This window comes from Marinimicrobium sp. ARAG 43.8 (genome assembly GCF_050113635.1).
GTDB lineage: Bacteria > Pseudomonadota > Gammaproteobacteria > Pseudomonadales > Cellvibrionaceae > Marinimicrobium.
The window spans coordinates 241,384-267,894 of record NZ_JBNJLT010000001.1 but is presented as its reverse complement, the minus strand read 5'-3'; the positions used below and the strand labels follow the sequence as shown (position 1 = coordinate 267,894).

Genomic DNA, 26,511 nt, shown 5'->3' with positions numbered 1-26,511 from the left:
CCGGCGTGTGAAGCGATCAAGTGAGTGCGTGAAACCGTGCTCAGGCCGCGAGAATGCCTTCGATTCGGTCCAGCTCCTCGGTGCTGAATTCGCGATTGTTCAACGCTTCAACCGAGTCTTCGATTTGTGCTGGGCGACTGGCGCCGATAATGGCGCTGGTGACAGCGTCATTGTTCAACACCCACGCCAATGCCATTTGAGCCAGGCTTTGACCCCGCTCCTGTGCGATCTCGTTCAGCGCCGCCGCTTTGCGCAGACGGTCAGCGCCGATGTCATTTTCGCTCAGGTAGATCTGCTCGCTGCGAGAAGCGCGTGAGCCGTCGGGAATACCTTTCAGGTATTTGTTGGTCAGTACGCCTTGAGACAGTGGCGAGAACACAATAGAACCCACACCCTCTTCTTTGAGGACATCCGTCAGCCCGTCCTCAATCCAGCGATCCAGCATGTTGTAGCGTGGCTGGTGAATCAGCAGGGGCGTGCCCAACGATTTCAGAATGGCGATGGCCTCACGGGTTTTTTCCGGGGTGTAGTTGGAAATGCCCGCGTATAGGGCCCGGCCCGAGCGCACAATGGTGTCCAACGCGCCCATCGTTTCTTCCAGCGGCGTCTCGGGATCCATACAGTGAGAGTAGAAAATATCGAAGTATTCCACTCCGGTGCGTTTCAGGCTTTGGTCGCAGCTGGCAATGAGATATTTGCGTGAGCCACCGATGCCGTAAGGGCCGGGCCACATGTCATAACCGGCCTTGTTAGAGATGATCAGTTCATCCCGGTAGGGCGCCAGATCCTGCTGGAAAACCTGCCCAAACGTGGTTTCGGCCGAGCCGTAGGGGGGGCCGTAATTGTTGGCCAGATCAAAATGAGTAATGCCGAGATCAAATGCCTTCTGGATCATGGCGCGGGCGTTGCTCAGAGAGTCCACTCCACCGAAGTTCTGCCACAGACCCAGAGACAGCGCTGGCAGGCGCAGGCCGCTGCGGCCACAGCGCGGGTAGGGCATATTTTCGTAACGAGAGGGGGAGGGACGGTAAAGAGGGTTGGGTTCTGTAGTTAGCATAGCACTCGCTCTAGTTCAGTATTGACCGTGCGCGCTATGGTAACGCAAAAGGTGGTGCGGTTGTTACTGATCCACCACCCGGAAGCCGTGTTGACTCAGGCTCCGGGCGGCGGAATGATAATCAGCCCCTGGCGGCCCAGACGCTGCACCAGCCACTGCCTTTGACCTGTTTGTTGGGGAACAGGTTGCAGCCGACCCACTCGGCTTCCAGGTCGCCTTTGGCATGGATACAGTTGTTGCAGTGCTGACCTTCGATTTCACTGTCTTCCACATACTTCAGTGCTTTGGCTTGAGGGTCCTCCGGTGAGAGGTGTTCCTCTTGAGCCTGAATCATGTGCACGGGGATCAGGGTGGCGCCGGCGGTGGCCGCCGACAGCTTTAAAAAGTCTCTGCGCTTCATCGGATATTCTCCTGTTGTTGGCTTTACTCACGGTGTTTCATGTTGTTATGAGGTACATGGTTATAGGGTAAACAGTTATAAGGCAAACTTTACCATATTGATAGACAGCCTGGGATTTTGCCAGCTTTGGGTTCGCATTGGTATTACCCTCGTGCTTTGGAGGGCTGAAGTTCTCAAAAGTTTTGTTAAGGTAGGCTTGTTAACGTTGCCGGAAAAGGCTGTGTTGGAAGGCCGTTTGTCCAGAGGTTGGTGGTACGCCGATACGGCTGGTGGGGCAGTATCGGCATGGAGCCTATTAGCGCAAAAGTTTCAATAGCGCGTCTGCCGTTGGCGCTGATGAGGAAGGGTTCTGCCCGGTGACCAGGTTACGGTCAGTCACCACATGCGCGTGGAAGTCATCGGCTTTGGAATATTGCCCGCCATGATGTCGCAATTCGTCCTCCACGAGAAAGGGCACCACGTCGGTCAGCGCTACGGCCTCCTCTTCGGTGTTGCTGAAGCCGGTGACGTGTTTACCGCTGATCAGTGAACGCCCATCGGGCTGCTTGGCGTGACGCAAGACCCCGGGCGCGTGACAGACCAGCCCCATCGGTTTGTCGTGCTCGTAAAAATATTCCAGAAGACGGATGGAGTCGCGATCTTCGGCCAAATCCCACAGCGGGCCGTGGCCGCCGGGGTAAAAAATGGCGTCGTAGTCCTCGGGTTTGATTTGATCCAGCGGCACAGTTTCGGCGAGTTGGCGCTGGGCTTTGTCGTCCGCGCGGAAACGCTCGGTGTCGTCCGTTTGGGCATCCGGCTCGTCGCTTTTGGGGTCTAGCGGAGGCTGGCCTCCGCGCGGAGAAGTCAGCGTGACCGTGGCTCCGCTGTCCACGAACCGATAGTACGGTGCTGCAAACTCCTCCAGCCAAAACCCGGTGCGTTTCCCGGTGTTGCCCAGCTGGCTGTGTGACGTTAATACCATCAAAACGTTCATCGCGTTCCTCCCGGTGGCGTGATTGATGTGAACAAATCCCGGTGTCCTGTTCTGAGGCTTCGAACCTGGGGTAAGAGTTCAATCCAATTGCATAAATTTTCGGGCCAGTGCCGCATAGTGGTCATTGGCCTGCCAGGCTCGCCCCGAGGGCAGTTGATAGTCCTGTTTGCCTCTTGCACTGTAGTCTACGCCGACGCCAGCTTCCCGGTTCATTTGATAAAACCCGTTTTTTACCACCGCAGGGTTAGTGAATACGCCTTCGTGGACGCTGCGCTCTTCCTCGGCAACATATTCCAGAATATCCGGCACGCCGGCGCGATTGTCCGGTCCGAATAGTACCTGCTTAATCGCCTGAATGTGCCGCATACCCTCACACAGCCCGATGCCGCCGGTGTGAGGGCAAATACGGACATCTCTTCCTTCCTGTCGGGCTTTTTGAGCCAGCAGCAAGATGGCCAGATTGTCACCGATGCCTCCGACTCGTGCGTAATCCATTTGAATGACGTCAATGGCATATCGCTCGGGGCCGCCGGTCGGTGCCCTGGCATGCAATAAATCCTTGAACGTGACCGGAGAGGCGCCCTGCTCGCCGGTAGAGACAGGTACCCGCAATGGTGGATCGTAAGCCTCAAAGGCGCGGTTGAGCGCCTGCTGCAGTTCGACGTGGGCGAGGGCGCTATGCGGGTTGCAGGGCTCCTCGAACCACTCGATGCGAAACTCGGGATTGGCGTTATAGAGCTTCAGTGCCAGTTGATGTGCGAAAATAAACGCAGAGCGCGGGTCGAACACCTGATTACTGTCGATAGCGACTTTCATCGTTTGCGGGCGAGTATCTTCCGCGGCAATAGTGCGATACACCAGCAGTAGACGTTCAGCATCTTCATTCGCTGCCTCGAGCGCCATTCGATCAATATCGTCGCGGCTCAGTGGGATGCGCGCTTCATCCGCGTTGATGCGCGCCGCGCTGTAACTGGCACCCACCTTAATCTTGATCTGAGGCCATCCGTCCCCCAGCATTTTCCGGGTTTGTGCGATCAGCCCTTCCTGACTGATGCCGCTCCAGCCTGCGGTGTTATAAGCCAGAAGCCCTTGTTGATAGATCGATTGGGTTCGTGCCTCTTTGCCCTGTTGCGCCTGGCGCAACATATCGAGCGCCTCGGCCGGGGACAGCACATCGCCGATGGGCTCGAAGTCGATGAACGCCAGCAAATCCTCTGGGGTCATTTCAGTGATCAATTGCCAGGCGGGAATCTGCTGAATCTTGGCCGACAGATCCCACAGGGCGTTGGCGACAGCGCCGATCGCCATGCGTGACATGCCCACACCACCTAGCCAGCTGTAGTCGGAATCCTGCAGCATGCGTTTGCAAAACCGTCCCAGGTTTCCGTCGAGATGTAGCTCGTTGGGAGCGGGTAAATTTCCTTCCTGCAGAAGATAGCGATTCGCTACGTCCCGGGTAACGGCGCACAGTTCTTTTAAACCGTGGCCGTTAGTGAAAATGATGCTGGTGCCTCGGAGTTCAGGGTGATCCGTCAGAATCTCCAGCACCACGTTGGCGTAAGTGGGCCCGCCTTGAGCGATATTGCGGGCATCGCCGCCAAAGCCGGTGGGGGGAGCGCCAATGGGCAATACCTCAATACCCGTAATCGCGACCATGATGAAAACCTCTACGTTGGTTGATAAACACCGGGGCTTTTATGACGTTGTAATACCCCTCGCGACAGTATAGCGCAGGGTGTTGAGTGACGGGTTGGTGGCACTGATTACCGCATTATTCGTCAAAACGGTTTATTGATGCGACGAGTCGGACCGGGTTGCCATTCGTGTGCCGCTATCCGTGTCTATACTGTTGCCGGGCGGCGTTCCGGCCCGGCGAATCAATAAAAAACCTCAGGGATGCACCGGTTCCAGCACCGGCCCCATCGGGATGACGGGGCGCTATCGCTTCGGAGATCGTTATGCAGATAAAAAGACTCATTACTCCGGCGGCCGTTTGGACGGTTTGCCTGTTTGCCTCCCCGGTGTTCTCACAAAGTGAGCCCAGCGCTTCGGACTTCCAGAGAGAAGTCGTGGCGGATGGACTCGACCTTCCAATGGAATTTGAGATTGCCGAAGATGGCCGGGTATTTATTGCCAGTAAGTGTGGCGGTTTTTATGGCTGGGACCTGGACGTCGGTACGCCAGTGTTGACGGCCACTGTACCCAATGTGCGGTGTGAATTTGAAGACGGTTTGTTGAGCATGGCGCTCGACCCGGCTTTTACCTCGAACAGCTATGTGTACTTCCAATACACCGCACCGGGCAGTTTGACCCGTGTGTCCCGCTACACCGTCAACCCGGATAATTCGCTGGATCTGGCCTCTGAATCCGTATTGCTTGAATGGACCACGGGGGATGAAGCCCATGGCCATATGGGCGGTACGTTATTGTTTGATAATGATGGCAACCTCATTATCACGACCGGGGATAACAAAGCCGCTGGTGGTTATTTTCAGCCGGCCGCTCAAGGCACCTCGGCAAACACCAATGACTTGCGAGGCAAGGTATTGCGCATTACGCCCACCAGCGCCGGTGGCTACACGATTCCCAGCGATAACCTGTTTGCCGGTGATGCACTGCATCGCCCTGAAATTTACGCCATGGGTTTTCGCAATCCTTACCGGATGAACATTGACCCACTGACCGGCTGTCTTTACGTGGGCGACATCGGACCCGATGCCAATGCCGCCAGCGCAGAAGGCCCGATGGGCATGGATGAACTCAATGAAATATGCGCTGCCGGCAACTATGGCTGGCCCTACATCATCGGGCTAAACGAACCCTACGCGGGCTTTGATCCGAATAATCTCGTGAATAATGCGTCGGATAATACCGGGGCGACCCATCTCCCGAATGCCACCAGCGCACTGTGGACCGTGTTGCACCGCGCTACCATGGCGGGGCCAGTGTATCGAGTTGATGAATCCATCAGCAACGAATTCAAGTTGCCCGCTTTCTACAATGGCAAGCTGATTTTCTGGGATTTTAACAGCAGCCGTTTTTTCACCTTGGATCCGGCGTCCCCACAAACGCCCCCGGTTGCCAGCGAAATGCCGCTGAATACCCAGGGCTTTCAAGGGGCGATTGATGTGGAATTGGACCCACGGACCCATCAGTTGTATGTATTGCAGTGGGGCTCCGGGTGCTGCGACAAGGAGCCATACGGTGGTGGTGCTTTGTACCGTTTTGATTACATTGGCAATCGCGATGAGGGCGAGAATCTGGCGTTAACCGGCACGGCAACGGCGACCTCCTCCACCGGTGGAAATCTGGCTCAGTATGCCATCGATGGTGATCCGACCACGCGCTGGGAAAGCGAATGGTCCGATCCGCAAGCGCTGACCGTCGAATTGGCCGAAGCCTCCGCTATTAGCTCCGTGGCCATTGAGTGGGAAGGGGCCTATAGCTCCAAGTATGTGATTGAAGGTTCAATGGATGGCAGTACCTGGGATATTCTGACTGAGGAAACGGCCGGTTCTGGTGGCTCCAGGTTGCATATTATCGAGACACAAACGGCCTATCGTTTTGTCCGTATTACCGGCACCGAGCGTGGTATGGGGGCCTATGGACACTCCATCCTGGAGTTTGCCATTTATGGGGATGAATCCGAAGAGCCTGCGGAATTAACCGAGCACGCGTACCTCAATATGCCGCGCGAGTTGGATGCGAACTTTACCGGCGTACCGCTGCTGTTGTCCCAGACCGGGGCGTTTTCTGACACGGCCGCCCTGGTTCCGAGTGATCACCTGATCCCCTACGAACCCAATGCGAAGCTCTGGTCGGATCGAGCGCTCAAACAACGCTGGCTTTCATTACCGGAGGATACGCACATTGACTGGCATGCGACAGAGAACTGGTCGTTCCCGCAGGGCACCGTCGCGGTCAAGCACTTCGAACTGCCGCTGCTCAATGGCAATACATTTCTTACACAGCGGCTGGAAACCCGTTTGCTGGTGGTGCAGGCCAACGGACGCGTTTATGGCGTCACGTACAAGTGGCGTGAGGACAACAGCGATGCCGAGCTTCTTACGGCGGAGTTGCTGGAAGACATTATTATTACCGATGCTGATGGCTCTACCTGGACCCAAACGTGGGCTTACCCGAGTCCGACGCAGTGCCTGGAATGCCATAACCCGCAATCCAGCCAACTGCTGGGCCTGAACACCCGTCAGCTCAATCAGGACTTCTTGTATCCGGGTGCCGGCTCAGAAAATCAACTGGTGCATTGGAATAACCTCGCGGTGTTTGCGCCCTCGTTTAATAATGCGGAGGTTGACGGTTTTGATCATATGGTTTCCATTGACGATGCCAGCGCCACGGATGAACAGCGAGTGAGGTCATACCTGGACGCCAACTGTGCGCACTGTCACGGCACCGGTAACGGCGGGTCTCAATGGGATGCACGCTACAACACCTCTCTGTCCAACATGCAGATGGTGGGGGAAGAAACCACGGGTATCCGCAACTACCTGAACGACTATGGCATTGACAATGCGGAAGTGGTGCATCCGGGTGTAGCGGCAGATTCCATTTTGTACATTCGGGATAAAAGCGTTGATCCCAGCGATCGAATGCCGCCAGTGGGCCGAGCGCTTGAGCACCCGGAGTACATTCAGGTACTGGAGCGCTGGATTAATAACCTCGGCGATGGAGGCAGTGGCGGCGATCCGGTGGAACCGGTACTGGTCTCTCAAGGGGCCGCAGTGACGGCCTCTTCCGTGGAAGGCGATTATGTCGGCAGCAATGCAACGGATGGCAATCCGGACACGCGCTGGTCGAGCGAAGCAAGCGATCCTCAAACACTGACCATTGATCTTGGTGAGTCCTACCCGCTGCACAGCATCCGTTTGCTCTGGGAAGCCGCTTATGCTGAAGCCTATACGATTGAAGGTTCGGTAGATGGCAATAACTGGGAGGTGGTGTATGAGCATACCGGCGGCACTGGCGGGGAAGAAATCATTGAAGGCCTGTCCGGCGACTATCGTTACTTGCGTTTGACGGGCACGGCCCGGGGCACCATCTGGGGTTATTCGCTCTGGGAGTTTGAGGTGTTCAGCGCAGAGGCGACGGACTCTGGCGGCAGCGGCGGGAACGAGTTGCTGTCACTCGGTCAACCCGTCAGTGCCTCGTCCGAGGAAGGCCCCTATGTGGCGGAAAGCGCTGTGGATGGAGATCCGAATACGCGGTGGAGCAGTGAACATACCGCGAACGAATCTATACAGGTTGATCTCGGAGCGTCGTACCCACTCAGCCGGATCGTGCTCAACTGGGAAGCGGCGTATGCCACGGGTTATGTGATTGAGGTTTCCGATAATGGCAACGACTGGAACGTTCTGTATTCCACCACTAATGGCGAGGGGGGTGTCGAGGACATTACCGTCAGTGGCAACGGGCGTTACGTGCGCCTGACCGGCACAGAACGCGCCTTGCCTTATGGCTATTCCCTGTGGGAATTCAGTGTGTACGGCGGTGGCGAGGGCGACACTACGGGTCCGGTTCCAGCACCGGAGCAATTGACGCCGTTGTTGGTCACCGCTTCCAGTGGCGAGGGCAGCGCGGCGAATGTGATCGATGGTGACCCTGCCAGCCGATGGGAAAGTGAACATCAGGTGGACCCACAATATCTGGAGCTGGATATGGGTGACGATGTGTATTTCACCCGGCTGGTGCTTGACTGGGAGGGCGCGTTTGCCACCGAATATCACATTTCCGTCTCCAGTGATGGACAGAACTGGGAGCCGGTGTATACCGAAGACAACGGCACCGGCGGGCAGGATATCGTATCGCTGAATGGTGACCCCGGTCGCTACCTTCGCATCACGGGTACGGAGCGGGCACTGGCGGCGTACGGCTATTCGTTGTTTGAAGTGTCGGTGTTCGGCCTGTATGCGGATGCGGGTCTGCCGATGATCGACATCGTTTCTCCAGTGGCTGGAGCAACACTGTCCGATGCGGCTGACGTATCTCTGGAAGTCAATCTGTCAGACAGCAGTTGGTTGTCGAACGGTGGCGGTTACCGTTACACGCTGGATGACGAAACCCCGGTCACCGTAAACACCACGGCTCCTGTTAATCTGGGGATCTTATCCACGGGGGCGCACGAGTTGAGCGTCACTCTGGTGGATAGTAGCGGAGCGGCCGTGAGTGTACCCCGTCATGCCCGGTTCAATGTGGTGTGCGGTAACGATTGTCCGAGCGTGCTGGTGTTCTCCAAAACTTCCGGTTTCCGCCATGGCTCCATTCCTGCGGGGATCGCTATGGTGGAGCGCATTGCCGATGAGCATGGTTTCTCGGTGACTGCTACAGAGGATTCCAGTGTATTCAATGCCGCGAGTCTGGCCCAGTACTCAACGGTGGTGTTTATGAACACCACCGGAGATATTTTCAGTAGCGCTGAAAAAACGGCTTTCCAGGATTACATCGAAAATGGCGGTGGCTACGTGGGCTCTCATTCGGCGGCGGACACCGAACACAGCTGGGCGTGGTACACCGATACGCTGTTGGCGGGAGCGCGGTTTATTCACCACGGCGATGGCATTCCGGAGGCCACGGTGGATATCGAAACCCCCGCGCATACATTGGTGGATCACATCGGCCTTGAATGGGTACTGGCTGATGAGTGGTATTTCTGGGAAAGCAACCCTCGTGGGGCCATTAATGTGGAAGTGCTGGGCACTCTGGATCGCTCCAGCTACGCGTCCAATTATCCGGTGGAAGACCATCCGGTTATTTTCACCAACGAGGTCGGTAATGGCCGGGTGTTCTACACCGCCGTGGGTCATGTGGATGCGAACTTTTCAGACCCGAACATGGAAGAAATGATCCGCAAGGCCATTGAATGGACGTCGCAATAACACGCTAGAAACCTATAACAAGCCAGAAACGAAGAGCCCGGCGTAAAGCCGGGCTCTTCCGTCACGTCATTTACTGCTCAATTCACTCGTCCCAGTCTGGCGCGAAGTCCGGGTTGGCGATACGCTCGCCGGCGTCCAGAGCGTCGATTTTTCGAATCTCATCTTCCGTTAATGTGATGTCAAGCGCTTCCAGGTTGGCTTTTTGGTGCTTGGGTTTGGTTGAGGAGGGGATAACCACCACGTCCTGCTGAGCGACCCAGGCCAGTGCGATTTGCGCGGCGGTCACTCCGTGTGCGCCGGCAATCTCCTTAAGCACAGGCTCCTCCATCACTTTGCCCACAGCGAGTGGCATATAACCAGTGACTTGCAACCCTTTGTCCTGGCAGTGCTGAATCAGCTTTTTGTTGGCCAGGAATGGGTGTACCTCGATCTGGTTGGTCACCAGATTCTCTCCGCCCGGTGCGGAAAGCGCTTCGTTCACTTGCCGGGTCGTAAAATTTGAGATGCCGATGTGTTTGGCTAAGCCCTGCTCCCGTGCCTCGTTCAGTTTTGCGATGTAGTGCTTCATCGGCACTTCATCGTTGGGCGATGGCCAATGAATCAGGGCGAGATCCACGTAATCCAGGCCGAGTTTCTTCAAACTGGTTTTCAGTGAATCGATAACCTGATTGCCGGAAAGCTGGTCGTGCCACACCTTGGTGGTAATAAACAGTTGTTCCCTGGGAATACCACTCTCGTGGATGGCGGCGCCGACATCTTCCTCGTTTCCGTACAATTGCGCTGTGTCGATATGCCGGTAGCCCAGCTGCAAAGCGGAGCTGATGGAGTCCTTGACGTCCTGGCCCTTCAGACGGAAGGTTCCCAGGCCGATGGAAGGTAGGGGATGAGTGCGACTCATGGGGTTCTCCTTCTAATACTCAATGGTTTCAACAGTAATAGGTGCCGTTGGAGGGGACGGATTTCAACCGAACGAGGGCGGTTTTTTCATTGCTTGTGGCTATTGGGTAGATAAATTAGCTGCATACGTATGCAGCCGATGATGAATACGTATGCAGTGGATTGAGCTCGGCGAAGCCGCTTTCTAATATTCTCCTGACTAATCATAACAACCTTGTTCCTGGAGTGAGCACCATGAAAACGCCAACCGTTCGTCCTTCCTATTGGTTTCTTCTCGTCCTCCTACTGATCACCAGTCTATCCATCGGGTGTGGCGGCTCGTCAGATCCGCCGACCCAGAACCCGGAAGCGGGTAACCCTCCTGCGGAAAATGAGGAGGATAATAGCGATCGCGATGAACCGACGGTGTTGACCTGCGATAACCCGAATTACCAGACAGCGATGAACCTCAGGATTTATCAGGTAATGACGGAAGCGTTTGTCGATGGCGATCCGGGGATAGGCTACGGTGACGGGTATGGCACCAGCCATCACAGTGGTGATTTGCGCGGTATTATTAAGAGTCTGGAATATATCAAAAGCCTGGGTTTCAACGCCATTTGGCTGACGCCCGTGTTTGACAGTGTGGCGTTGTCCGACCAAGACCTGGCGGCGGACAGGCTCGATGCGACTGGTTACTACGCCAGCAACTACTTTGCCATTGATCCCAATTTCGGCACGCTGGATGACGCTCGAGAGCTGGTGGATACTGCCCATGAACTGGGCCTCTATGTGTTCTTTGATGGCGTGTTTGGGCATTTTAAAAACAATGCCGAGAGCTACCCCTCTCCAGAGGGGGCGAGCGTGAGCACCACGGGTGAGTCGGTGGCAAGTACCGGTCGGCTGGCGGAGTATCCGGAAGATCTGGCCTTTTTCAAAACCGTGGCCACCTACTGGATTCGCGAATTGAAAATCGACGGCTGGCGGCTCGATCAGGCGTACCAGGTACCGCTCGATGCCTGGGTTGAAATACGGCGCGCTGTAGAAGACGCGTCGGCGGAAGTGACTTATGTTAACGCCGAAGGGCGCACGGTTAACCCACTGGGTTATATGGTGGCTGAAATCTGGAAAAGTGAGAGCGACATTGCAGCGGAGGCGTATGGGCCGGAAGATCGGCCCGCGTTATGTTCAGCGTTTGATTTCCCGATGCGCTACGCCTTAGTGCAGACACTCGCGGTGGAAGAAAGTGGCACCGCGAACCCGGTGGCTGCGCGGTTGAGAGCCGGTTTTAATACCCGAGAACACTATCCGGCGCATGCGATTCCCAATGGTTTCCTGGGCAATCACGATCTGGTGCGCTTTGGCGATTTACTGCAGCGAGGCGGCATTGCCGAGCCGGACGAGGACGCTTACTGGGCAAGGCATAAAGCCGCTTTCAGTTTCCTGGCAGCCTATAGCGGTCCCATTACGCTCTATTACGGTGAAGAGATCGGTCAGGAGGTGCCTGGCTATGACGAAGCCGTAACCGCCAACTGCGCCGATCAAGGGCTGTGCGATGATCATGTGGCCCGCACCAGCGGCTTGGTCGAAGGGTTACCGCGTGCGGCGGGGGAACCCGCTTTTGTGGCTAATGACGCGCAAGCTGACTTGCGGGATTACCTCTCCGAGTTGATGCATCTGCGTGCCGAGCATCCGGCACTTTATCGCGGTGAGCGCAGCGCCATCAATTTGCCCGCCGAGGTGGCTTCAGCGTTATACGCCGACTACAAACGCTACGAAGACGATGTGATGGTTTACTGGCTTAACGTCACGGACCAACCGGTCACTACCGTCGTGAGTGCGTGTGCATTAGGCAGCGAAGGCACCCTGACTGATGCGCTCAGCGGCGAGGTGATTGAGCCAGCAGACGGTCAGTACGAAATTCAAGTGCCCGCGACCACCGGCGTGTTTATGCGCGTCAATAAACCCAGTAGCGAAGGGCCTGCCTGCGACAGTGATGCCGAGCCGGTGCAACCGGAGGGGCCGCTGGCGGACTGCGGCTTGCCCGGCGTTGATGGCGATGGGCCGCTGGGCAGCGCGATGTTCATTCGAGGCTCTTACACTGGAGGGGATAACTTCGCGGCAACACCCGCGGATCGAGCCTTCTCTTACAAAGGAGACGATCTTTATCAAGTGATCGTGTCAGAAAATGAGGCGTCGACCTACGGTTTCAAATTCGCCAGTGACGACTGGCGCTATGAATTTGCGGTTGCTGGCAGTGCGGAGGTGAGAATCGGAGAAGAGCAGCCAATGGCCTTTGCGTCCGGGCCGGGAACGGAATCGTACCTGAGCGTGCCCGAGGCAGGCGACTATGTTTTCAGCTTCAGAGTCAACAGCAGCCTGGATGGCGGTGAAATGATGGTCAGCCAGTGCCCGTAGGGCGAACGCGCCCGTAAAGTCGCACCGCATCGGGTCCGGCTGTCCCCCAGAATTCAGCGCCAGTGGGCGAGCACTGACAAGCGTTCAGAGTTCCCCGCTGTCCTTGGGAGTACCAGTAGCGCAGTAACTGAATATTGGCGGAACCCGTCGCGCCGCCTTCCGACAGTCCATACTGGGGGGCAAAGTAGCGAAGCCGATAACCGTCGGGTGTGGGTGCCGTGAGGATTAACGCTCGGTCAGTCATACGTGTGAGTTCGGCGGAGTCTGGCCGCGCCTGAGTCAAAGCCGCCTCATCCTTTAGTTCCAGAATGAGGTAATCCTGCTCGCCACCGCTGAGCACGGCGTTTGCAATGGTTTGCCCAATAACGGCTTCCCATTCGGTGGGGCCGGACGACCAGATGTGTTGGGGCAGGGGCAAGCTTTCGTAGCCATAACCTTCATCATCCACAAACAGCTGAAGCGTTTCACACGCGGTATGAATAATAGGCAGCGGGCTCTTGGCGTAATGTTCAGACAGTACCCACCCGACGGCCAGCGTTCCCGAGCCGCAGCGCAAAACGTCTTGACCGTGTTCAAAAAACTGGACGCGCAGGGGAGCGTCGTGTGAATGCCGCGCAGGATTTTCCAAAAGCACGAGGGTTTGACTCACCGTATTGGACAGTGCGCGCAGGGTGGTGACAGCGCCCGGATTTTCGTCGAGAAAAATCCAGTGGGGGGCGCCTTGAGGACCGTCCTGTTGTGCGCCCACAAAGGTCGACAATTGGTAATCTGGCTGCATGGTGTCTCCCGCTGGCGCTACAAACCCACCACGCGAAAAAGCTGTACGCTGAACAGGGCGTTTTTATCGGTCCAGCATTGTACCGCCTCGTACCCCGCCCGCCAGCATAGGGACTGGAACTCCGGCACGGTATATTTGTACGAGTTTTCAGTGTGAATGCTTTCCCCCTTATCGAACGAGAAACGGGAGGCACCGATGCGCAAGTCCTGCTCGCGGGTGCTGACCAGATGCATTTCCACGCGACCTTTTTCGGCGTTGTAAAAAGCCTGATGCTCAAAGGCGCTGGTATCCACCTCGGCACCCAGCTCCTGCTTCATGCGTTCCAGCACATTGAGATTGAATTGCGAGGTGATTCCGGTCGAATCGTTGTAAGCGGCGTTGAGTATTTTCGGGTCTTTTTTCAGATCGACGCCAATCAACAAAGTGCCGCCGGGCCCCAGCAGATTTCTGAAGTTTCGGAGCAGTGCCTGGGCCTCGGTGGGCTCGTAGTTGCCAATACTGGAGCCGGGGTAAAAACCCATTCGCTGCCCATCGGCTGATCGTTCCAGCGTGAGCGGCTCGCACAGGTCAGCACACAGACCGTGTACTTCAAGCCACGGGTAATCCTGTGCCAGGCGATGGGTCGACTCGATCAGAAAGTCCCGGGAAATATCGATACCAATGTAAGTTTTGGGCTTCAGGCCCTCCAACAACACCCCAATTTTCCGGCTGGCGCCGCATCCGAATTCCACGAGTTCACAGCCAGCGCCGGAAAGCGCCGCAATTTCCTCTCGATGCTCGTGCAATATGCCAATTTCCGTTTGAGTAGGGTAATACTCCGGCTGCTGACAGATTTGCTCAAACAGCTCGGAGCCTCGTTGGTCATAAAAATATTTGGGGGAAAGCTGCTTCGGCGATTGTGACATTCCTTCGACGACATCGGTGTAAAAGCAGGAGTCTTCAGGCGAGTAATCGTGAAACTGGGTGGCTGTCATTGACGAATTCCTTCTGCGAGTCGAACGCCGGTGAATTGCCACCGGTCGGGGGGGTAAAAAAAGTTCCGGTAAGTGGAGCGAATGTGGCCCTCTGGTGTGACGCAGGACCCGCCGCGCAGCACCATCTGGTTGATCATAAACTTGCCGTTGTACTCACCGACGGCGCCGGGCTCAGGCTCGTAGCCGGGGTAGGGGCTGTAGCTGCTGGAAGTCCACTCCCAGACATCGCCAAAAAACTGATGGTGTTGCGCGGGTTGTGGGTGTAAGTGCCCGGCGTCGCTAAAATTACCGGCTATGGCTTCTTGGTTGGCCGCCAGCTCCCACTCCATTTCTGTGGGCAGTCGGGCTCCCCGAAAACGCGCGTAGGCATCTGCCTCGTAAAAACTGAGGTGAGTGACCGGTTCGTCGCGATTGAGATCGCGCTCCCCGGACAGCGTAAAGTGTCGCCACTGACCGTCGTCGTAGCGCCAATACAAGGGATGGGACCAACCTTGGGCCTGGGCTTCTGCAAAGCCGTCCGATAACCAATACTCCGGGCGCTCGTAACCGCCCGCTTCAATAAACGCCAGAAATTCACCGTTGGTAACCGGACGGGACGCCAATCGATACGGATCGACATACACCTTATGCCGTGGGCGTTCGTTATCGAACACGAACGCTTCGCCAGCGTGCCCGACTTCATGCACACCGCCGGGGTAGGACAGCCACTCCATCGGGGGTGCGGCGCTCGCGCTCGATAGCGTTTTACGGTAGGTGGGTTTCAACGGATTCAACGACAGTCCGAATTTCAGGTCCGTTAACAGCAGTTCCTGGTGCTGCTCTTCATGGTTGCACCCCAACTCCACCAGTTTGGCAACATTCGGCCACACGGAGTCCGGACAGGTCGTAATCCACTCCAGCATGGCGGTATCCACCGCGTTGCGGTAAGCCATGACTTCCTTAATGGTGGGCCGCGTCAGCAGCCCACGCTGTGGCCGCGAGAACTGATCTCCCACCGAGTTGTAGTAGGAGTTGAACAGGTGTTTGAACGTTGGATGGAAGGGCTGGTAATCGGTGTGCAGGGGAATAAGGATGAACGTTTCAAAAAACCAGGTAATGTGGGCGAGATGCCACTTCGGAGGGCTGGTTGCCTTGGTGGCCTGCAGGCAGTAGTCCTCCGGGAGTAGAGGCTCGCACAGCTTGATAGACCTGGCGCGAACCGTCCGGTACAGACTGCCCAAAACCTCCCGTTGCCGGGCTGGCTCCAGTTCCCTCCATATCTTCCGCTCTGTGCAATCTTTCCGCTCTGTGCAGTCTTTCCGCTCCGCGGGTGCGGAAAGAGAATTCTGCTGAGGTGTCGCTAGCTCACTGCCCCTGATCATGGTGCATCCCCAGATCGGTCAATAAAGTGTGTGGCGTCGCATCGGTGCTTTAATGCTACCACCCTTTTTTCGATCATCGCAAAAGTGAATGTAACGTCAGTTACGCGACGACGCGTTATACCGATCATGTGCCAGTTGGTTTTCAATAACGAATGACTAGTGGACCTATCGTCCGGAGGCAGGTTCAAACTTTCTGATAGAGGGCAGATCGCTGCGCGCTTCGTCCAGAGGAACCCAGAGCTGAATCTCTCCCCATCCGCTTCTTATATCGAACGACGCGCTGTATCGCTCCAGGATTAGCGGAACATTGGGGGTGTGTCGAAGGGGTGTCAGTTGTCGTGACGGCAGGCTGTTAGCAAACACGGAATGTGTGGTGGTTCGCAAATTTGATAAATGGCCGGTATGAGAAAAGATCGCATAGTGCTGTGATGGTATTTCCAACGGCTCCCAATCCGCGTTGATGATGGCCAGGTTCTCGACCTCTACCGCCGTGAGATACTCGAATCCCGCGCTGTTGCCCGCCGGCTGCATAAGCGCCCCGAACAGGTGTCGATCAACCTGGCCAGGAAACCACCCCCGGTAGGGGGAAAACCGTTCCAGCAGGGTTGGTATAACGTGGTAAGGAAGACCTTTCAAGCGAGATCGCAGGCCAGCCAGCTTAATGGCCGGCTGGCGCCGAATGGCAACCATTGTGGGGCCACCCGTCTGGCCCGGAACCTGTGAGGGTGCTGGCGAGCGCCGGGACGGTAATGCCTGTTGGGGGGAGCTGACCTGTGCCATAAGGGGTGTCATATGCGAGGTAGATGCCAAGAATTTGTTAACGCTGTTAACAGTGCGAATTGAGTTTATTGTTAACGGTGTTAACATGTCAACCATTGCACTCAAAAATACCGGTTAAGAGACCTCGGTTATGACCAAATTACCCAAAAAGGCAAAGCTGACGCCGACGGAGGTGGCTGAAACTGCCCTGGACATCGTTAATCAGAATGGGCTTGAAGGGCTGACGATGCGCACGCTCTCAAACACTATGGGGGTTCAGGCGCCGGTGCTCTATCGTTTGATTGCGGATAAGCACCAGTTGCTTGATGAGATGGCGGAGGTGATGGTAAGCCGGGTGACGATTGAAGATTTGGGGCATGGTGAGCCCTATGAAGATATTGCGGAAAGCATTCGTCGCCTCAGGCGTGTACTGCTGGCGCAACGTGATGGTGCGAGGATTATCGGTGGCAGCTTTTCTGCCAAGCACAATACCTTGCGCACGGCGGAGGTAATGTTGGGTTTGATGGCAAGAGTAGGGCTGAGCACTGGTCGAGCGCTGCAGGTGATGATGACGGTTTTTAGCTTTGTGCTGGGCGAAGTGCTTGAAGAGCAGGGGTTGCCCAGTTACAGAGAATGGCCCGACGAACTTGTGCTGTCTTCGGCCCGCGACGTGTTGGACGATCCGTTTTTTACACGGCTGACGTATGACCTCATTGCCGAGAGCCTGTTTCAATTTGAAGAGCGGTTTGAAGCCGGTCTGGCCTTGTTGCTGGCTGGAATTCGGGTGGAAGTTGGCGGATGAATTATGGTTTTGAGTCGGTATATCTGCTATAAAAACAGTCCGAGATCGCATTCTGAACGATGCTACCGCGATAGAACGTGAGGGAGTGCACCCGTCAGGGTCAGTGTGGAGGCAGCATGGCAGCAATTATTCCGAGCCTGAGTACCATTCGAGGAATGACAGCGGGAGAGCGCCGTTTTGGGCGCCGTCTTGAAGCCCTTCTCGAGGATGATTACACCGTATGGTACGACGTCCCGGTCGGTCGCCAGAGACGGTATCCGGATTTCATTATTTTGCACCCGTCTCGCGGGTTGCTTTTTCTGGAAGTCAAAGATTGGAAGTTGGCGACCCTGAAAAAAATCAGCAAAGATCGCGTCACCCTGCAGACGCACAATGGTTTGGATGTGGTCAGCAATCCTCTGGAGCAGGCCAGGCAGTATGCCCAGACTACCGTTAATGTACTGAAAGCTGACCCTCAACTTCGCCAGCCAGAAGGTCGCTATCAAGGTCGGCTTTGTTGCCCTTACGGTTATGGTGTGGTGCTGACCAATATCACCAGACAGCAATGGAACAAGGCGCTGCCCGAGGACCACCAGGAACTGGTGCTGCCTGCTCACAGAGTGATCTGTAAAGACGAGATGACTGACTCCGTTGACGCAGAGGCGTTTCAAAGTCGACTCTGGGGGATGTTTGAGTACCGTTTTGGCGAGAAGCTTTCCCTGCCTCAGATCGATCGTGTTCGCTGGCACCTGTTCCCCGAGGTTCGTATCAACGCACCTCAGCAGGACTTGTTCGGAGGACCTGATGAGGAGACGGATGACTCTCCAGAAACCACCTCAAACGTTAGCCAGGCTCTTGTCCCGGAAATTGTCCGGGTGATGGATATTCAACAGGAGCTATTGGCAAAAAGCCTTGGGGATGGGCACCGTGTCATCCATGGGGTCGCGGGCTCCGGAAAAACTCTGATTCTTGGTTATCGCTGTCTGCATTTGTCCCAAGCCACTAGTAAGCCCATTCTCGTACTCTGTTTTAACATTACGTTGGCGGCACGCCTGAGGGTCTTTATGGCGGAGCGGGGCGTTGATGAGCAAGTTCAGGTTTACCATTTTCACGAGTGGTGTGGTCTTCAACTGAAAACGTACCATGTGGATACGCAAGAGGGTGATAGGGCTCATTGGGAGCGGCAGGTAACCAGCGTGATCGCAGGGGTGGAGAAGGGTGACATTCCACGAGCGCAGTACGGTGCCCTGATGATTGATGAAGGTCATGACTTTGAGCCGGAGTGGTTGAAACTGGTGGTTCAGATGATCGACCCGGATACCAACTCATTACTCTTACTGTACGACGATGCTCAGTCTATTTACACTCGTCAACAGCTCAAATTTCCTCTCTCCAGCGCGGGCATACAGGCGCGTGGTCGTACTACGATTCTCAAGCTTAATTACCGTAATACGCGGGAGATACTGACGTTTGCTTATGACTTCGCCAAAGAATACCTGCAAGCCCAGGATGCTGATGACGATCATGTGCCTCTGATCCAGCCAGAGATAGCGGGCGCCAGCGGACCTATGCCGGTTTATCGATCTTTCAACAATACCAATGACGAATACCAATACATCGTTCGATGTGTCGAGAAATGGCGTAGCGGAGGCAAACCGTTGAGTAGTATTGCCATTATCTACGCGCATCATTACCAGGGTGCAGCGCTAAAGTCAGCACTGGAACAGGCTGGAATCCCCTCGGCCTGGCTAAAATCTTCCACCCACAAGAAAGCCTATAACCCCACCGAAGAAAAGGTGACGCTATTGACTCGTCAAAGTAGCAAAGGCCTGGAGTTCGACACGGTCGTTTTAAGTGGAATTGGAGGTCTTAGAGACGGCGAAGACGATATGGCCAAAGAAATACGCCTTCTGTATGTAGGAATGACTCGCGCCAAGCAGCAGCTTTTGGTCACCAGTGGGGGAGCCAATCAGTTCACTGAGCGGTTTCAGCAACTGACTCAGGACGCGGCCTGACTGCGTGCCTCGGTAGACAATGACTCATCTCCGGCTTGGCGGCTAAAGGGCTGGAGTACTCGTCAAGCTCATTGACGGCCCGGTTCAAGACATCGTTTGGATTTCTGTCCAAGTAATCGAGAACGGATTGAACGTCACGTTCGTGTGACAGTAAATCTCTCCCCTCCTAGGAAATAGAGACGGTATTTGAATTTGAGTTTTTCCTTGACGCAGCCTCTGGCCCCGGTTCGGAGGCTGCACGAGGAGCTAGCTCTAGAGGCATTGTCCACTGAGCCTTGTGTTTGAGACGAGCTCGTAATACTTACAGCCATTGTTAACGCCTCCCAATTAAGGCGGGTCAAGGGTGGTTGTCAGTGACCAATAAAGTTTGAGACTAAACGCGTAGGCAATCCGCGACTTCCAAAGAACCGATAATACAATAAAGTTTGAGACAAGTCTTTATTCTACGAAAGATTCCAATAATTGAAAACAATAGAGTTTGAGACTGATTCGTGATTTTGCGTTCTAGCAGATTTCTGGCGTGATATTTAGCTAATATCAACCCATTTTAAAGCGGTCAGATAGATTCCGATTAGATGGACGATATTTAGCCAGTTGGCTGGATGGTGGGGTGTTCAGGGGGAGGAATCAGGTCATGTAGACTGGGACTTCGACCTGCGGAGCTGTCGCGGAACTTCCGCTGGGATTAACGAATACAGCAAATGGGAATTGTTCTTATATAGCCAGAGGTAGGCAGATCCGAGTGCTGTTCTAATGTCATTCCTGCTGCAATTCGGGTGCTCTGTCATGTAATCGATGATCATTTCCCTGTAGTGGCACTGCTTTTTGTAGAATCTGATTCTCTTCCTCAGTGGAATCAAATATTGATGAGCCGTGAGCTCTTGTTCTACGAGACCAAGAGATACACTGCAAGAAGTGGATATAGCATCAGTGCTTTCTCCGATGTGTAACTTTCTCCAGATCGCTCTTCGCTTATCTTCAAACAGCAGTTGAGGTCGAAGTTTTACGTTAACCCCCATACCAGTTGCCAATGCCTTCGTTTTCACGAAGGACAAACCTGAAAGCTTTGATGCTTTTCGAATGCTATTCCCTTTCTTAAGTAAGGGGATAGCCTTATCGATAACCGACTGTTCGTCATCGTCTGTGTGTTGATTGTCGGGATTTGAACCAAGTTGGTCTGCTCTACAACCATCAGCTCTAAAGTTTATGTAAGAAACCATAAAGTCGCTCCACTCGTTAAATAGGAAACCTATAATGAGAAGGTGTTTTATTGGAAGGTAGTGAGATGGTCGACGGTAGAATATTGAAGACGGATAAGAAAGATCATTGCTTGAGTTTATCATTCTCTCTACGGTTCCATATACGGTAAGGCTTTCCCAGAATCTAAGGAGTTTTGATTTTAGCTCTCTCTGTCGTACTTGGCCGCACTTCGTAATCAGATCTTTTCTGATAAGCTTTGATCTGTAAATATCGGCGGCAATAGCTGCGTTAATAGAGCCCCCACATTGGAGTCTCATCATATCGCTGCTCAGTCGAGCTAATTGAACGTCTCTATGCGAAGCGTAACGAGCTGAATAAGAGGGGTGTCCAGTAGGTGGAATTTCCATTGCGGACCTTCTAGGAGCGATTGATTCTAGCTGAACGTGATGTAGTTCGCATGCCCAGACCCCCGGAGCCTGATGATCAACATGCCAGAACGTTGTACCATATATGTCATAATCTTCGAGTGCGCATAGAGGACAATATCGCAGTGGACGGTCAAGGGAAATGCGTGATGCGGAGATTCCGGCCATAGCATGCGGGATCCGCTTGGTCCCCAGTAACATTGATTGCTTTATCAATTGAGATCTTTCATTTGATAGCCACGGCTCATAATATGAAAACAATGTGGTGTCTATTGCTTTGTCCCTTTCCAGTCCAAAGACATCGGTGGCAGTAGAACAAACACTTGGTAGATCGGCGTGTAGTTGATGGCTTCTATCGCCTACTATTCTAGTAATGGCTTTTGCGTCAGTCGGGTATCCAAGGTAATGAGAGGCTCGTGCGACAATGCTATAAAAGGTCTCCCTAGGAAAGGGCATCATGAAAAACGAAATCAACTGTTTAATACGCATTCTTGAAGTCCTATATATCGGGCGAAGTTGGTATCGAGTCAACCCAAATGAACTCGTATTAGATCTGTTAAAAAAATATTGAAAGGAACGCCGCAGGGCGCATAGAAAATCTTTTTCCAGGACCCTGAAGAATATATATGGTGTTCCTGGTTTCGAATATGCAGTTCTCCCTGAAGTCGACAAGAGCCGTAGATCTTATGCATTCCCCTGGGTTTGCTCGATGCAGCTCGTCATGAATCACGTGATTCGAATACACTCCATGAGGTTGATTTCCTTGGCGCTCGAAAAAAATTCGGTCATTTTCTGTGACCCTAAAATCAACCCATGTCCAATCAGCGATAACGCAAATTGGCTTTCTTCGTTGTTCAGCCTTTAATCTATCTATGATTTCTTTAACTAATCCCTCGCTGGCTCCAATATCAAAGGGAGACCCAGATCCTGCGGTAAGGTCGGAAATTTCATCGATTGGTGTAATTTTATTTACCTTTTTGTCTTCGGCCATACTGTTGTCCTCTGCTTTTGTTAGAAAAAGGTGCGATTGGCATTTCAATGATTCCTTCTGTAATCTCTGAAGGTTCACCCATCCCAGATTCGATCATTGATTGGAATATCCTGTTCTTTCATAAGAAAGCGCAGTGCTGCTATGTAGCTTATTGCACTTTGACCCGATGTACTTTCAGCTATGTGAAGTAGGGAGTCCTTAGTTCGATGTTTCGAAACATAATCTTTATCTCCTTGTCGTGAGAAAATATTATCTATCTGTGAATCGTTACTGATAAAATATCGAAACTCTTTGTTAACCTGGATTCGAGCGTTCTTATTGGAAATTTTTAAATCGGACATTCTTTGATGAACTAGATCGCTTAGTAAATTTCTCATTTTATTGATTGTCCGTTCGAGGTTGGAATTATTGTTGTTGAGAAGTGCTGAAACACTCATTATTTCTATATCCGAAACCGCTTCTGACAGTGGTGAATTTGAACTGGCATCTGACATGGGTTGGCGGCAGAATCGGCACACTCCGTCCGGCGAAGGGAGTGGTAGATCATAGATATCCCATATAGACTGATCGCAGTGAGGGCATTGCCTATTCAGTGTCCGTCTATGGTGACGGCAGTGAAGCACGCTGGGGAGTTGATGTTCTCGATGCCAGTAGGTTATCCCGTAGTGGTCGTAGTCAGAAGAGGCGCACTCTTTACACCATCTCCAACTCTTGCAGAGTTCTGAGTGATTCTGGACCGTCGAAGTCAGTGTAAAGCGCTTCTTTGCGTCTGGAGCCCACTTCATTCCGATGACGTTGGACTGAACTTCAGTGTTTAAGAATGGCCTGAAAAACGGCCACAACGTATATCGGTTGGCGAACTCTTCGACAGATAATGTGTCTTTAAATACGCTGTAGATATCAGTGTACGCGACGCGCCATGGAGTGGTTGAATCCAAGCTCCGATAATCGCGAGTTATGATGTTACGTCCGGACGAAAGGTTGCACTTCCCTGACAATCGGAGAAACCTAGTGAAAGTACTGACGATATGCTCATCAGGCAACGGTGTTGGAAAGAAGGAAGTTTTTCTGTTCATTGGCTGGTTGAATTCCTATATAGATCAGTTTTCAGAAACCGAAGGGGGGTTCTTAGGGTTGAGGAACGGCAGCTGATTTGGATCGGGTTTGGGTAACCTCGATTTCGAAGCGCGTTTAACCTTCGGTTTTGTTCCACGATGTTTAGCGTTAACCAGTTCTCTCATGGCGGGGAGGAAGGACTCGTGTGACGCCCCCTGTGACTGATGAACATGCCTCAGGAGGTCGATCGCAGGAACTGGCTTGGTAAGCGCCTGGTTGTACTCGTGAAAAAGATGCGCGACCTTGGCGATGAGCGCCGGTATCCCGGCTGTGCAATAGTGGAAAAGCTGCTTGAAATCCTGATCTATAACAAGACCATGTGTTAGCGACGTTGGAAAGAACGCCTCGAATAGTTCTAAAAACGCTTCATCGTTGATATAGTGGCCCTGAAATTTGTATTCATGATCTGATAGCATACGTCGAGCCGTGGTGAAGTCTGGAGGTTTTCTAGAATTTGTATGGCCACTGGCCTGAAATATTTCCATCCCATTGGATTCGCAGCTTAGTAGACACGGTATCCCAATCTTGTTGAACAATGCCTCGATGGTAATTAGGTTTGGGCAATTGGATTTTGTACCGTATGTTTTAATCCACTGGATTTCGTCAATGTGAACAAGCCCTATGTAGTGCACGGCGGCAACCCTCTGAACACCGCTCAAAAAATCATCGACGGATTTGTATTTTGCGTTTGACCAATGCTGGCGGTAATCTGTACCTAGAGCGTTGTCAACAGCCTCGAAAAAATTCAGTGCTAAGGACTTGAATGAGGGTGTGGATGGAAAATCCAGAGAAATCCACGTAATCTGCTTTTGAATAAACGGGGATCCTCCGTACTCTGAGTGATTTATAACCTGAGGTATCAGGTTTAAAACATTTCGAATGGTCGTGGTTTTTCCAGTGCCTGAGGGGCCATGTGCCACGCAGGAGTCTGCTGTCGTTCTCCCGGTGACTTGATTTCCGTTGAACTCGGAGGGTTTTGTCCACCCCTGTTCTGCGATGTCATGTAGACGACGCTGTGCATTTGCAGTGAACGGATTTTTGTCTCTGTATCCACACAGTATTTTCTCTAGGATTTTGTAGTAGAGTGAAACGCTCGATGGATGAGGAATGTGTTGATTTCTCAACTGTTCGAGAATTGTACTTCTGAATAATCTCGGAATTTCATTGAAGTTACTGGGTACCTCCACCCGTCTCGTAAGTCGATGAGCTATCGTGTCGGGATCCATGATTACGGAGACTGCTTCGATTAGCGGATTTCCGTTCAGAGAAGTATCGGGCTTTTCATGGTATTGTGCGTCGATTACCCACGGGGATTTACTGTTCATAGTTGTTATAGGCCTCTTCAATAGGATTTATGTTCATTTCCGTTGTAGGATCCAGTGCGATACCTCCGTCAGATAACTGTTTTACTGTTTCTGCATCATTGACTCGCTGATTGATTTCAGCATGCAAGGACTTTTGATCCTTGACGTCGCGTGGTATGCCTTTGGTGCGGTCAGGGCTTTTCCTCATAGAGGCTTTCGCACGCCTTATAGTGTCAGCGTCTTCAGCCATGTTTTTGGCTCTGACGTTTGCTTTTTTAATTTTGTTCTCATGTATAGTTTGTTTCTCATTTTCCAGTTGATCGATAACAATATCCCAATGTTGATTCATATATTGCTCATCAATGTCCTGAAGTACAAAAGATAAAATCTGGCCCTCATCGGTACGATAAAATATACAATCGGTTGATGATTGAGTTACCCTCACCAGAATGTCAAACCGTCCATTTCGGCTAGCCGTCGTATACCAGTTTTGTTCCTCAGCGTACGGATGATGATAACGAAGTCCTCGAAATAGGACGCAGTTCTCTGTTACCCGAGCTCGCTCCTCCGGTAGAACGGACCAACGTACTTGCTTCATTTGTTCCTCAGTCTCAATTGGGTACCCACCATTCATCCTCCGTTCGAGCCCAAATATGAATTGGTCATTGGGATTCGAGCCAGTGCCATGTGCCGCCATGTCGAAATCCCTCGATTTTATTCGGTTTTTGGTACTGTTTGCTCCCAGCATCTCACGTATTAGAGAGCGATAGAGGTCATCGAGAGTGAACATGGCACCATTCGCAGGGTGTTCCGCTTCTTTTGCTGTATCCGGGGTCACGCTGCCAGGTAGTCTGTTGACATTTGGTGTCAGTGATCCTAGCGCCCGCTCCACGATGGATTTGCAGTCTCCTCGGTAGGCGGGTGTCCACGATCCAGTCTCAATGTTAGAACCCGCCCTCAGAACGCTCTCAGCAAACTTCGGACTGTTCTCGGTACCATTGTCCATAACTAACTGGAGAGGGCGATGATGCGCTGGCCACTGATGATCCTCAATCTCGATCCCAAATCGTGCGGCAAAAGGAACTTTTGGCATCATTGCGTTGTATAGGGCTTCGGCGAATGCCGACTGTTTCGTTCCAGTCAAAGAAATGTAGACCCCCGCATATAGCGTGGTCCATACATCTACAACGATGTAGACCGTTGGTCTTCCAATCGAAAGAAGGATTTCGCCGGTGTACGGACTGATGACATAGACATTGATGGTTGTGGAGTCAATTTCGTAACGGTGGGTCGGCCCAACAACTCCATCTCGTGCGCTCCCAGGTTTTTGTGAGTAATCTTTCGCATAGGTAATTTCTCCGACTCGACGTCTGAGGACTGTTTCAACGCCAATAATTTTTCGAATGTGGTATTCGATCTGCCTTTCGGAAAGTCGTTCTTTCTCAGGTAATGGCTCTCTGTAAACACTGGGTTTACTGGGGTCGGATGATTGGATTTCTACCATTTGATAGCAGGCATTATAATAATCCACTAGAGAGCGAATCGTTGGCCTGCCGAAGATTCTCATATACTCGTTCAATAAGGTACTAATGCGGTCTTTGTCAAGCAGTGTTATCCCGCGACTCTTTGATAACGAGTTCTCATTGTTTTTGCCGCCCCGTCCTCGTTTGCTTACAGGGCTGTCTGTGTCCGAGAAAACTTTGTAATTATTTCCACAATGTCGAAGTTTGAATGGGAGTAAGGCATTTCTTGTTTGTCCCATTGTGATAAAACGGTTTAGCGCACTGTAGTAAGCTGATCGGACGATTAAGGTTTTCTCGCACAGTTCTTTAATCTCTGGCGCTATTCCATATCCATAAAGGTACTTTCTTATAATCTCATCCGACGTTAGACTTGAGATAAGGTCCATTTTTTGGTCGCGCTTATCCAGCCATTTTGCGCGACCTTTCATACGCAATTGATCATCGCTCATTGTTATTTCTATTGGAAGCTCTATAGATTCATCGTGAATCATCTGCTCTCTATGGATGTGGTCCAGGAACTCTTCGATTTTCCATGCTCGTGGCTTAGATATATGAGTGGCATTAAGCGATTTTGTCATATCGGCTACAGCGCACCAGGAACCTTCCAGCCAAACATGACAGACTCGATAGACGATGGATTTGTTCTTGTTTCGGTAATGCATGCCCT

At 52.9% G+C, this 26,511-nt stretch carries 18 protein-coding genes and 2 pseudogenes; 4 read left to right on the top strand and 16 right to left on the bottom strand.

The genetic code is table 11. The features are described from left to right. Positions 1-40: 40 nt before the first annotated feature. The 4 genes from mgrA to ACQCLF_RS00995 all read right to left on the bottom strand — a co-directional run bounded on the left by mgrA (position 41) and on the right by ACQCLF_RS00995 (position 4,086). Positions 41-1,057, bottom strand: a complete 1,017-nt coding sequence (mgrA, locus tag ACQCLF_RS01010; protein ID WP_426984356.1) for an L-glyceraldehyde 3-phosphate reductase — start codon at positions 1,055-1,057, stop codon at positions 41-43. Positions 1,058-1,178: 121 nt separating this feature from the next. Then, positions 1,179-1,457, bottom strand: a complete 279-nt coding sequence (locus ACQCLF_RS01005) for a high-potential iron-sulfur protein (protein WP_426984354.1) — start codon at positions 1,455-1,457, stop codon at positions 1,179-1,181. Between the two features lie 295 nt (positions 1,458-1,752). After that, entirely contained in the window at positions 1,753-2,430 is a 678-nt protein-coding gene (locus ACQCLF_RS01000; RefSeq protein WP_426984353.1) for a type 1 glutamine amidotransferase domain-containing protein, read from the bottom strand. Between the two features lie 78 nt (positions 2,431-2,508). Further along, positions 2,509-4,086, bottom strand: coding sequence for an enolase C-terminal domain-like protein (locus ACQCLF_RS00995; protein ID WP_426984351.1), 1,578 nt, complete (start codon positions 4,084-4,086; stop codon positions 2,509-2,511). 302 nt (positions 4,087-4,388) lie between these two features. Here ACQCLF_RS00995 and ACQCLF_RS00990 point away from each other — a divergent pair, with 302 nt between their 5' ends. Next, positions 4,389-9,323 (top strand): discoidin domain-containing protein, encoded by a 4,935-nt coding sequence (locus tag ACQCLF_RS00990; protein WP_426984350.1) that lies wholly within the window; start codon positions 4,389-4,391, stop codon positions 9,321-9,323. Positions 9,324-9,405: 82 nt separating this feature from the next. On the opposite strand, the gene dkgB is transcribed toward ACQCLF_RS00990, so the two are convergent. Continuing rightward, positions 9,406-10,221, bottom strand: coding sequence for a 2,5-didehydrogluconate reductase DkgB (gene dkgB, locus ACQCLF_RS00985; protein ID WP_426984349.1), 816 nt, complete (start codon positions 10,219-10,221; stop codon positions 9,406-9,408). 233 nt (positions 10,222-10,454) lie between these two features. Between dkgB and ACQCLF_RS00980 the strand changes: the two genes are divergently transcribed. Beyond that, positions 10,455-12,617 (top strand): alpha-amylase family glycosyl hydrolase, encoded by a 2,163-nt coding sequence (locus tag ACQCLF_RS00980; RefSeq protein WP_426984348.1) that lies wholly within the window; start codon positions 10,455-10,457, stop codon positions 12,615-12,617. Here ACQCLF_RS00980 and ACQCLF_RS00975 read toward each other — a convergent pair. The 4 genes from ACQCLF_RS00975 to ACQCLF_RS00960 all read right to left on the bottom strand — a co-directional run bounded on the left by ACQCLF_RS00975 (position 12,601) and on the right by ACQCLF_RS00960 (position 16,420). Next, complete coding sequence (locus ACQCLF_RS00975) at positions 12,601-13,395, bottom strand: PhzF family phenazine biosynthesis protein (RefSeq protein ID WP_426984347.1); 795 nt, start codon at positions 13,393-13,395, stop codon at positions 12,601-12,603. The two genes, ACQCLF_RS00980 and ACQCLF_RS00975, sit on opposite strands and share 17 nt — an antisense overlap. A 17-nt stretch (positions 13,396-13,412) precedes the next feature. Then, positions 13,413-14,369, bottom strand: coding sequence for an L-histidine N(alpha)-methyltransferase (gene egtD / locus ACQCLF_RS00970; protein ID WP_426984346.1), 957 nt, complete (start codon positions 14,367-14,369; stop codon positions 13,413-13,415). Next, entirely contained in the window at positions 14,366-15,589 is a 1,224-nt protein-coding gene (gene egtB, locus ACQCLF_RS00965) for an ergothioneine biosynthesis protein EgtB (protein ID WP_426984345.1), read from the bottom strand. Before egtB ends, egtD begins: the two co-directional genes overlap by 4 nt. A 306-nt stretch (positions 15,590-15,895) precedes the next feature. Continuing rightward, positions 15,896-16,420, bottom strand: coding sequence for a GyrI-like domain-containing protein (locus ACQCLF_RS00960; protein WP_426984344.1), 525 nt, complete (start codon positions 16,418-16,420; stop codon positions 15,896-15,898). Between the two features lie 220 nt (positions 16,421-16,640). On the opposite strand from ACQCLF_RS00960, the gene ACQCLF_RS00955 reads away from it, so the two are divergent. Both ACQCLF_RS00955 and ACQCLF_RS00950 read left to right on the top strand, forming a co-directional pair. Continuing rightward, positions 16,641-17,291: a TetR/AcrR family transcriptional regulator C-terminal domain-containing protein gene (locus tag ACQCLF_RS00955; protein WP_426984343.1), complete on the top strand. Its 651-nt coding sequence runs from the start codon at positions 16,641-16,643 to the stop codon at positions 17,289-17,291. Positions 17,292-17,407: 116 nt separating this feature from the next. After that, positions 17,408-19,285 (top strand): 3'-5' exonuclease, encoded by a 1,878-nt coding sequence (locus tag ACQCLF_RS00950; RefSeq protein ID WP_426984342.1) that lies wholly within the window; start codon positions 17,408-17,410, stop codon positions 19,283-19,285. Positions 19,286-19,917: 632 nt separating this feature from the next. On the opposite strand, the gene ACQCLF_RS00945 is transcribed toward ACQCLF_RS00950, so the two are convergent. From ACQCLF_RS00945 to ACQCLF_RS00915, 7 genes and pseudogenes are all read right to left on the bottom strand, one after another. Next, positions 19,918-20,805, bottom strand: a complete 888-nt coding sequence (locus ACQCLF_RS00945; protein ID WP_426985216.1) for a TnsD family Tn7-like transposition protein — start codon at positions 20,803-20,805, stop codon at positions 19,918-19,920. Positions 20,806-20,931: 126 nt separating this feature from the next. Beyond that, a pseudogene (locus ACQCLF_RS00940) lies at positions 20,932-21,366 on the bottom strand (TniQ family protein); the annotation flags it as partial. A gap of 100 nt (positions 21,367-21,466) precedes the next feature. Then, entirely contained in the window at positions 21,467-21,901 is a 435-nt protein-coding gene (locus ACQCLF_RS00935; RefSeq protein WP_426984340.1) for a DUF6957 family protein, read from the bottom strand. A 74-nt stretch (positions 21,902-21,975) separates the two neighbouring features. Beyond that, complete coding sequence (locus ACQCLF_RS00930; protein ID WP_426985237.1) at positions 21,976-22,395, bottom strand: hypothetical protein; 420 nt, start codon at positions 22,393-22,395, stop codon at positions 21,976-21,978. Positions 22,396-22,503: 108 nt separating this feature from the next. Continuing rightward, a pseudogene (locus tag ACQCLF_RS00925) lies at positions 22,504-22,977 on the bottom strand (TniQ family protein); the annotation flags it as partial. Between the two features lie 24 nt (positions 22,978-23,001). Continuing rightward, positions 23,002-24,342 carry an ATP-binding protein gene (locus ACQCLF_RS00920; RefSeq protein WP_426984339.1) on the bottom strand — a complete coding sequence of 447 codons (1,341 nt, stop codon included), beginning with the start codon at positions 24,340-24,342 and terminating at the stop codon, positions 23,002-23,004. Beyond that, positions 24,332-26,422, bottom strand: a complete 2,091-nt coding sequence (locus ACQCLF_RS00915) for a hypothetical protein (RefSeq protein ID WP_426984338.1) — start codon at positions 26,420-26,422, stop codon at positions 24,332-24,334. Before ACQCLF_RS00915 ends, ACQCLF_RS00920 begins: the two co-directional genes overlap by 11 nt. Positions 26,423-26,511 lie beyond the last annotated feature (89 nt).

What these genes read in the sequence shown, in the direction of transcription:
- mgrA (WP_426984356.1), bottom strand. Translation starts at nt 1,057, where the DNA reads ATGCTAACTACAGAACCCAACCCTCTTTACCGTCCCTCCCCCTCTCGT.
- ACQCLF_RS01005 (WP_426984354.1), bottom strand. Translation starts at nt 1,457, where the DNA reads ATGAAGCGCAGAGACTTTTTAAAGCTGTCGGCGGCCACCGCCGGCGCC.
- ACQCLF_RS01000 (WP_426984353.1), bottom strand. Translation starts at nt 2,430, where the DNA reads ATGAACGTTTTGATGGTATTAACGTCACACAGCCAGCTGGGCAACACC.
- ACQCLF_RS00995 (WP_426984351.1), bottom strand. Translation starts at nt 4,086, where the DNA reads ATGGTCGCGATTACGGGTATTGAGGTATTGCCCATTGGCGCTCCCCCC.
- ACQCLF_RS00990 (WP_426984350.1), top strand. Translation starts at nt 4,389, where the DNA reads ATGCAGATAAAAAGACTCATTACTCCGGCGGCCGTTTGGACGGTTTGC.
- dkgB (WP_426984349.1), bottom strand. Translation starts at nt 10,221, where the DNA reads ATGAGTCGCACTCATCCCCTACCTTCCATCGGCCTGGGAACCTTCCGT.
- ACQCLF_RS00980 (WP_426984348.1), top strand. Translation starts at nt 10,455, where the DNA reads ATGAAAACGCCAACCGTTCGTCCTTCCTATTGGTTTCTTCTCGTCCTC.
- ACQCLF_RS00975 (WP_426984347.1), bottom strand. Translation starts at nt 13,395, where the DNA reads ATGCAGCCAGATTACCAATTGTCGACCTTTGTGGGCGCACAACAGGAC.
- egtD (WP_426984346.1), bottom strand. Translation starts at nt 14,369, where the DNA reads ATGACAGCCACCCAGTTTCACGATTACTCGCCTGAAGACTCCTGCTTT.
- ACQCLF_RS00960 (WP_426984344.1), bottom strand. Translation starts at nt 16,420, where the DNA reads ATGGTTGCCATTCGGCGCCAGCCGGCCATTAAGCTGGCTGGCCTGCGA.
- ACQCLF_RS00955 (WP_426984343.1), top strand. Translation starts at nt 16,641, where the DNA reads ATGACCAAATTACCCAAAAAGGCAAAGCTGACGCCGACGGAGGTGGCT.
- ACQCLF_RS00950 (WP_426984342.1), top strand. Translation starts at nt 17,408, where the DNA reads ATGGCAGCAATTATTCCGAGCCTGAGTACCATTCGAGGAATGACAGCG.
- ACQCLF_RS00945 (WP_426985216.1), bottom strand. Translation starts at nt 20,805, where the DNA reads ATGATGAGACTCCAATGTGGGGGCTCTATTAACGCAGCTATTGCCGCC.
- ACQCLF_RS00935 (WP_426984340.1), bottom strand. Translation starts at nt 21,901, where the DNA reads ATGGCCGAAGACAAAAAGGTAAATAAAATTACACCAATCGATGAAATT.
- ACQCLF_RS00930 (WP_426985237.1), bottom strand. Translation starts at nt 22,395, where the DNA reads ATGTCAGATGCCAGTTCAAATTCACCACTGTCAGAAGCGGTTTCGGAT.
- ACQCLF_RS00920 (WP_426984339.1), bottom strand. Translation starts at nt 24,342, where the DNA reads ATGAACAGTAAATCCCCGTGGGTAATCGACGCACAATACCATGAAAAG.
- ACQCLF_RS00915 (WP_426984338.1), bottom strand. Translation starts at nt 26,422, where the DNA reads ATGACAAAATCGCTTAATGCCACTCATATATCTAAGCCACGAGCATGG.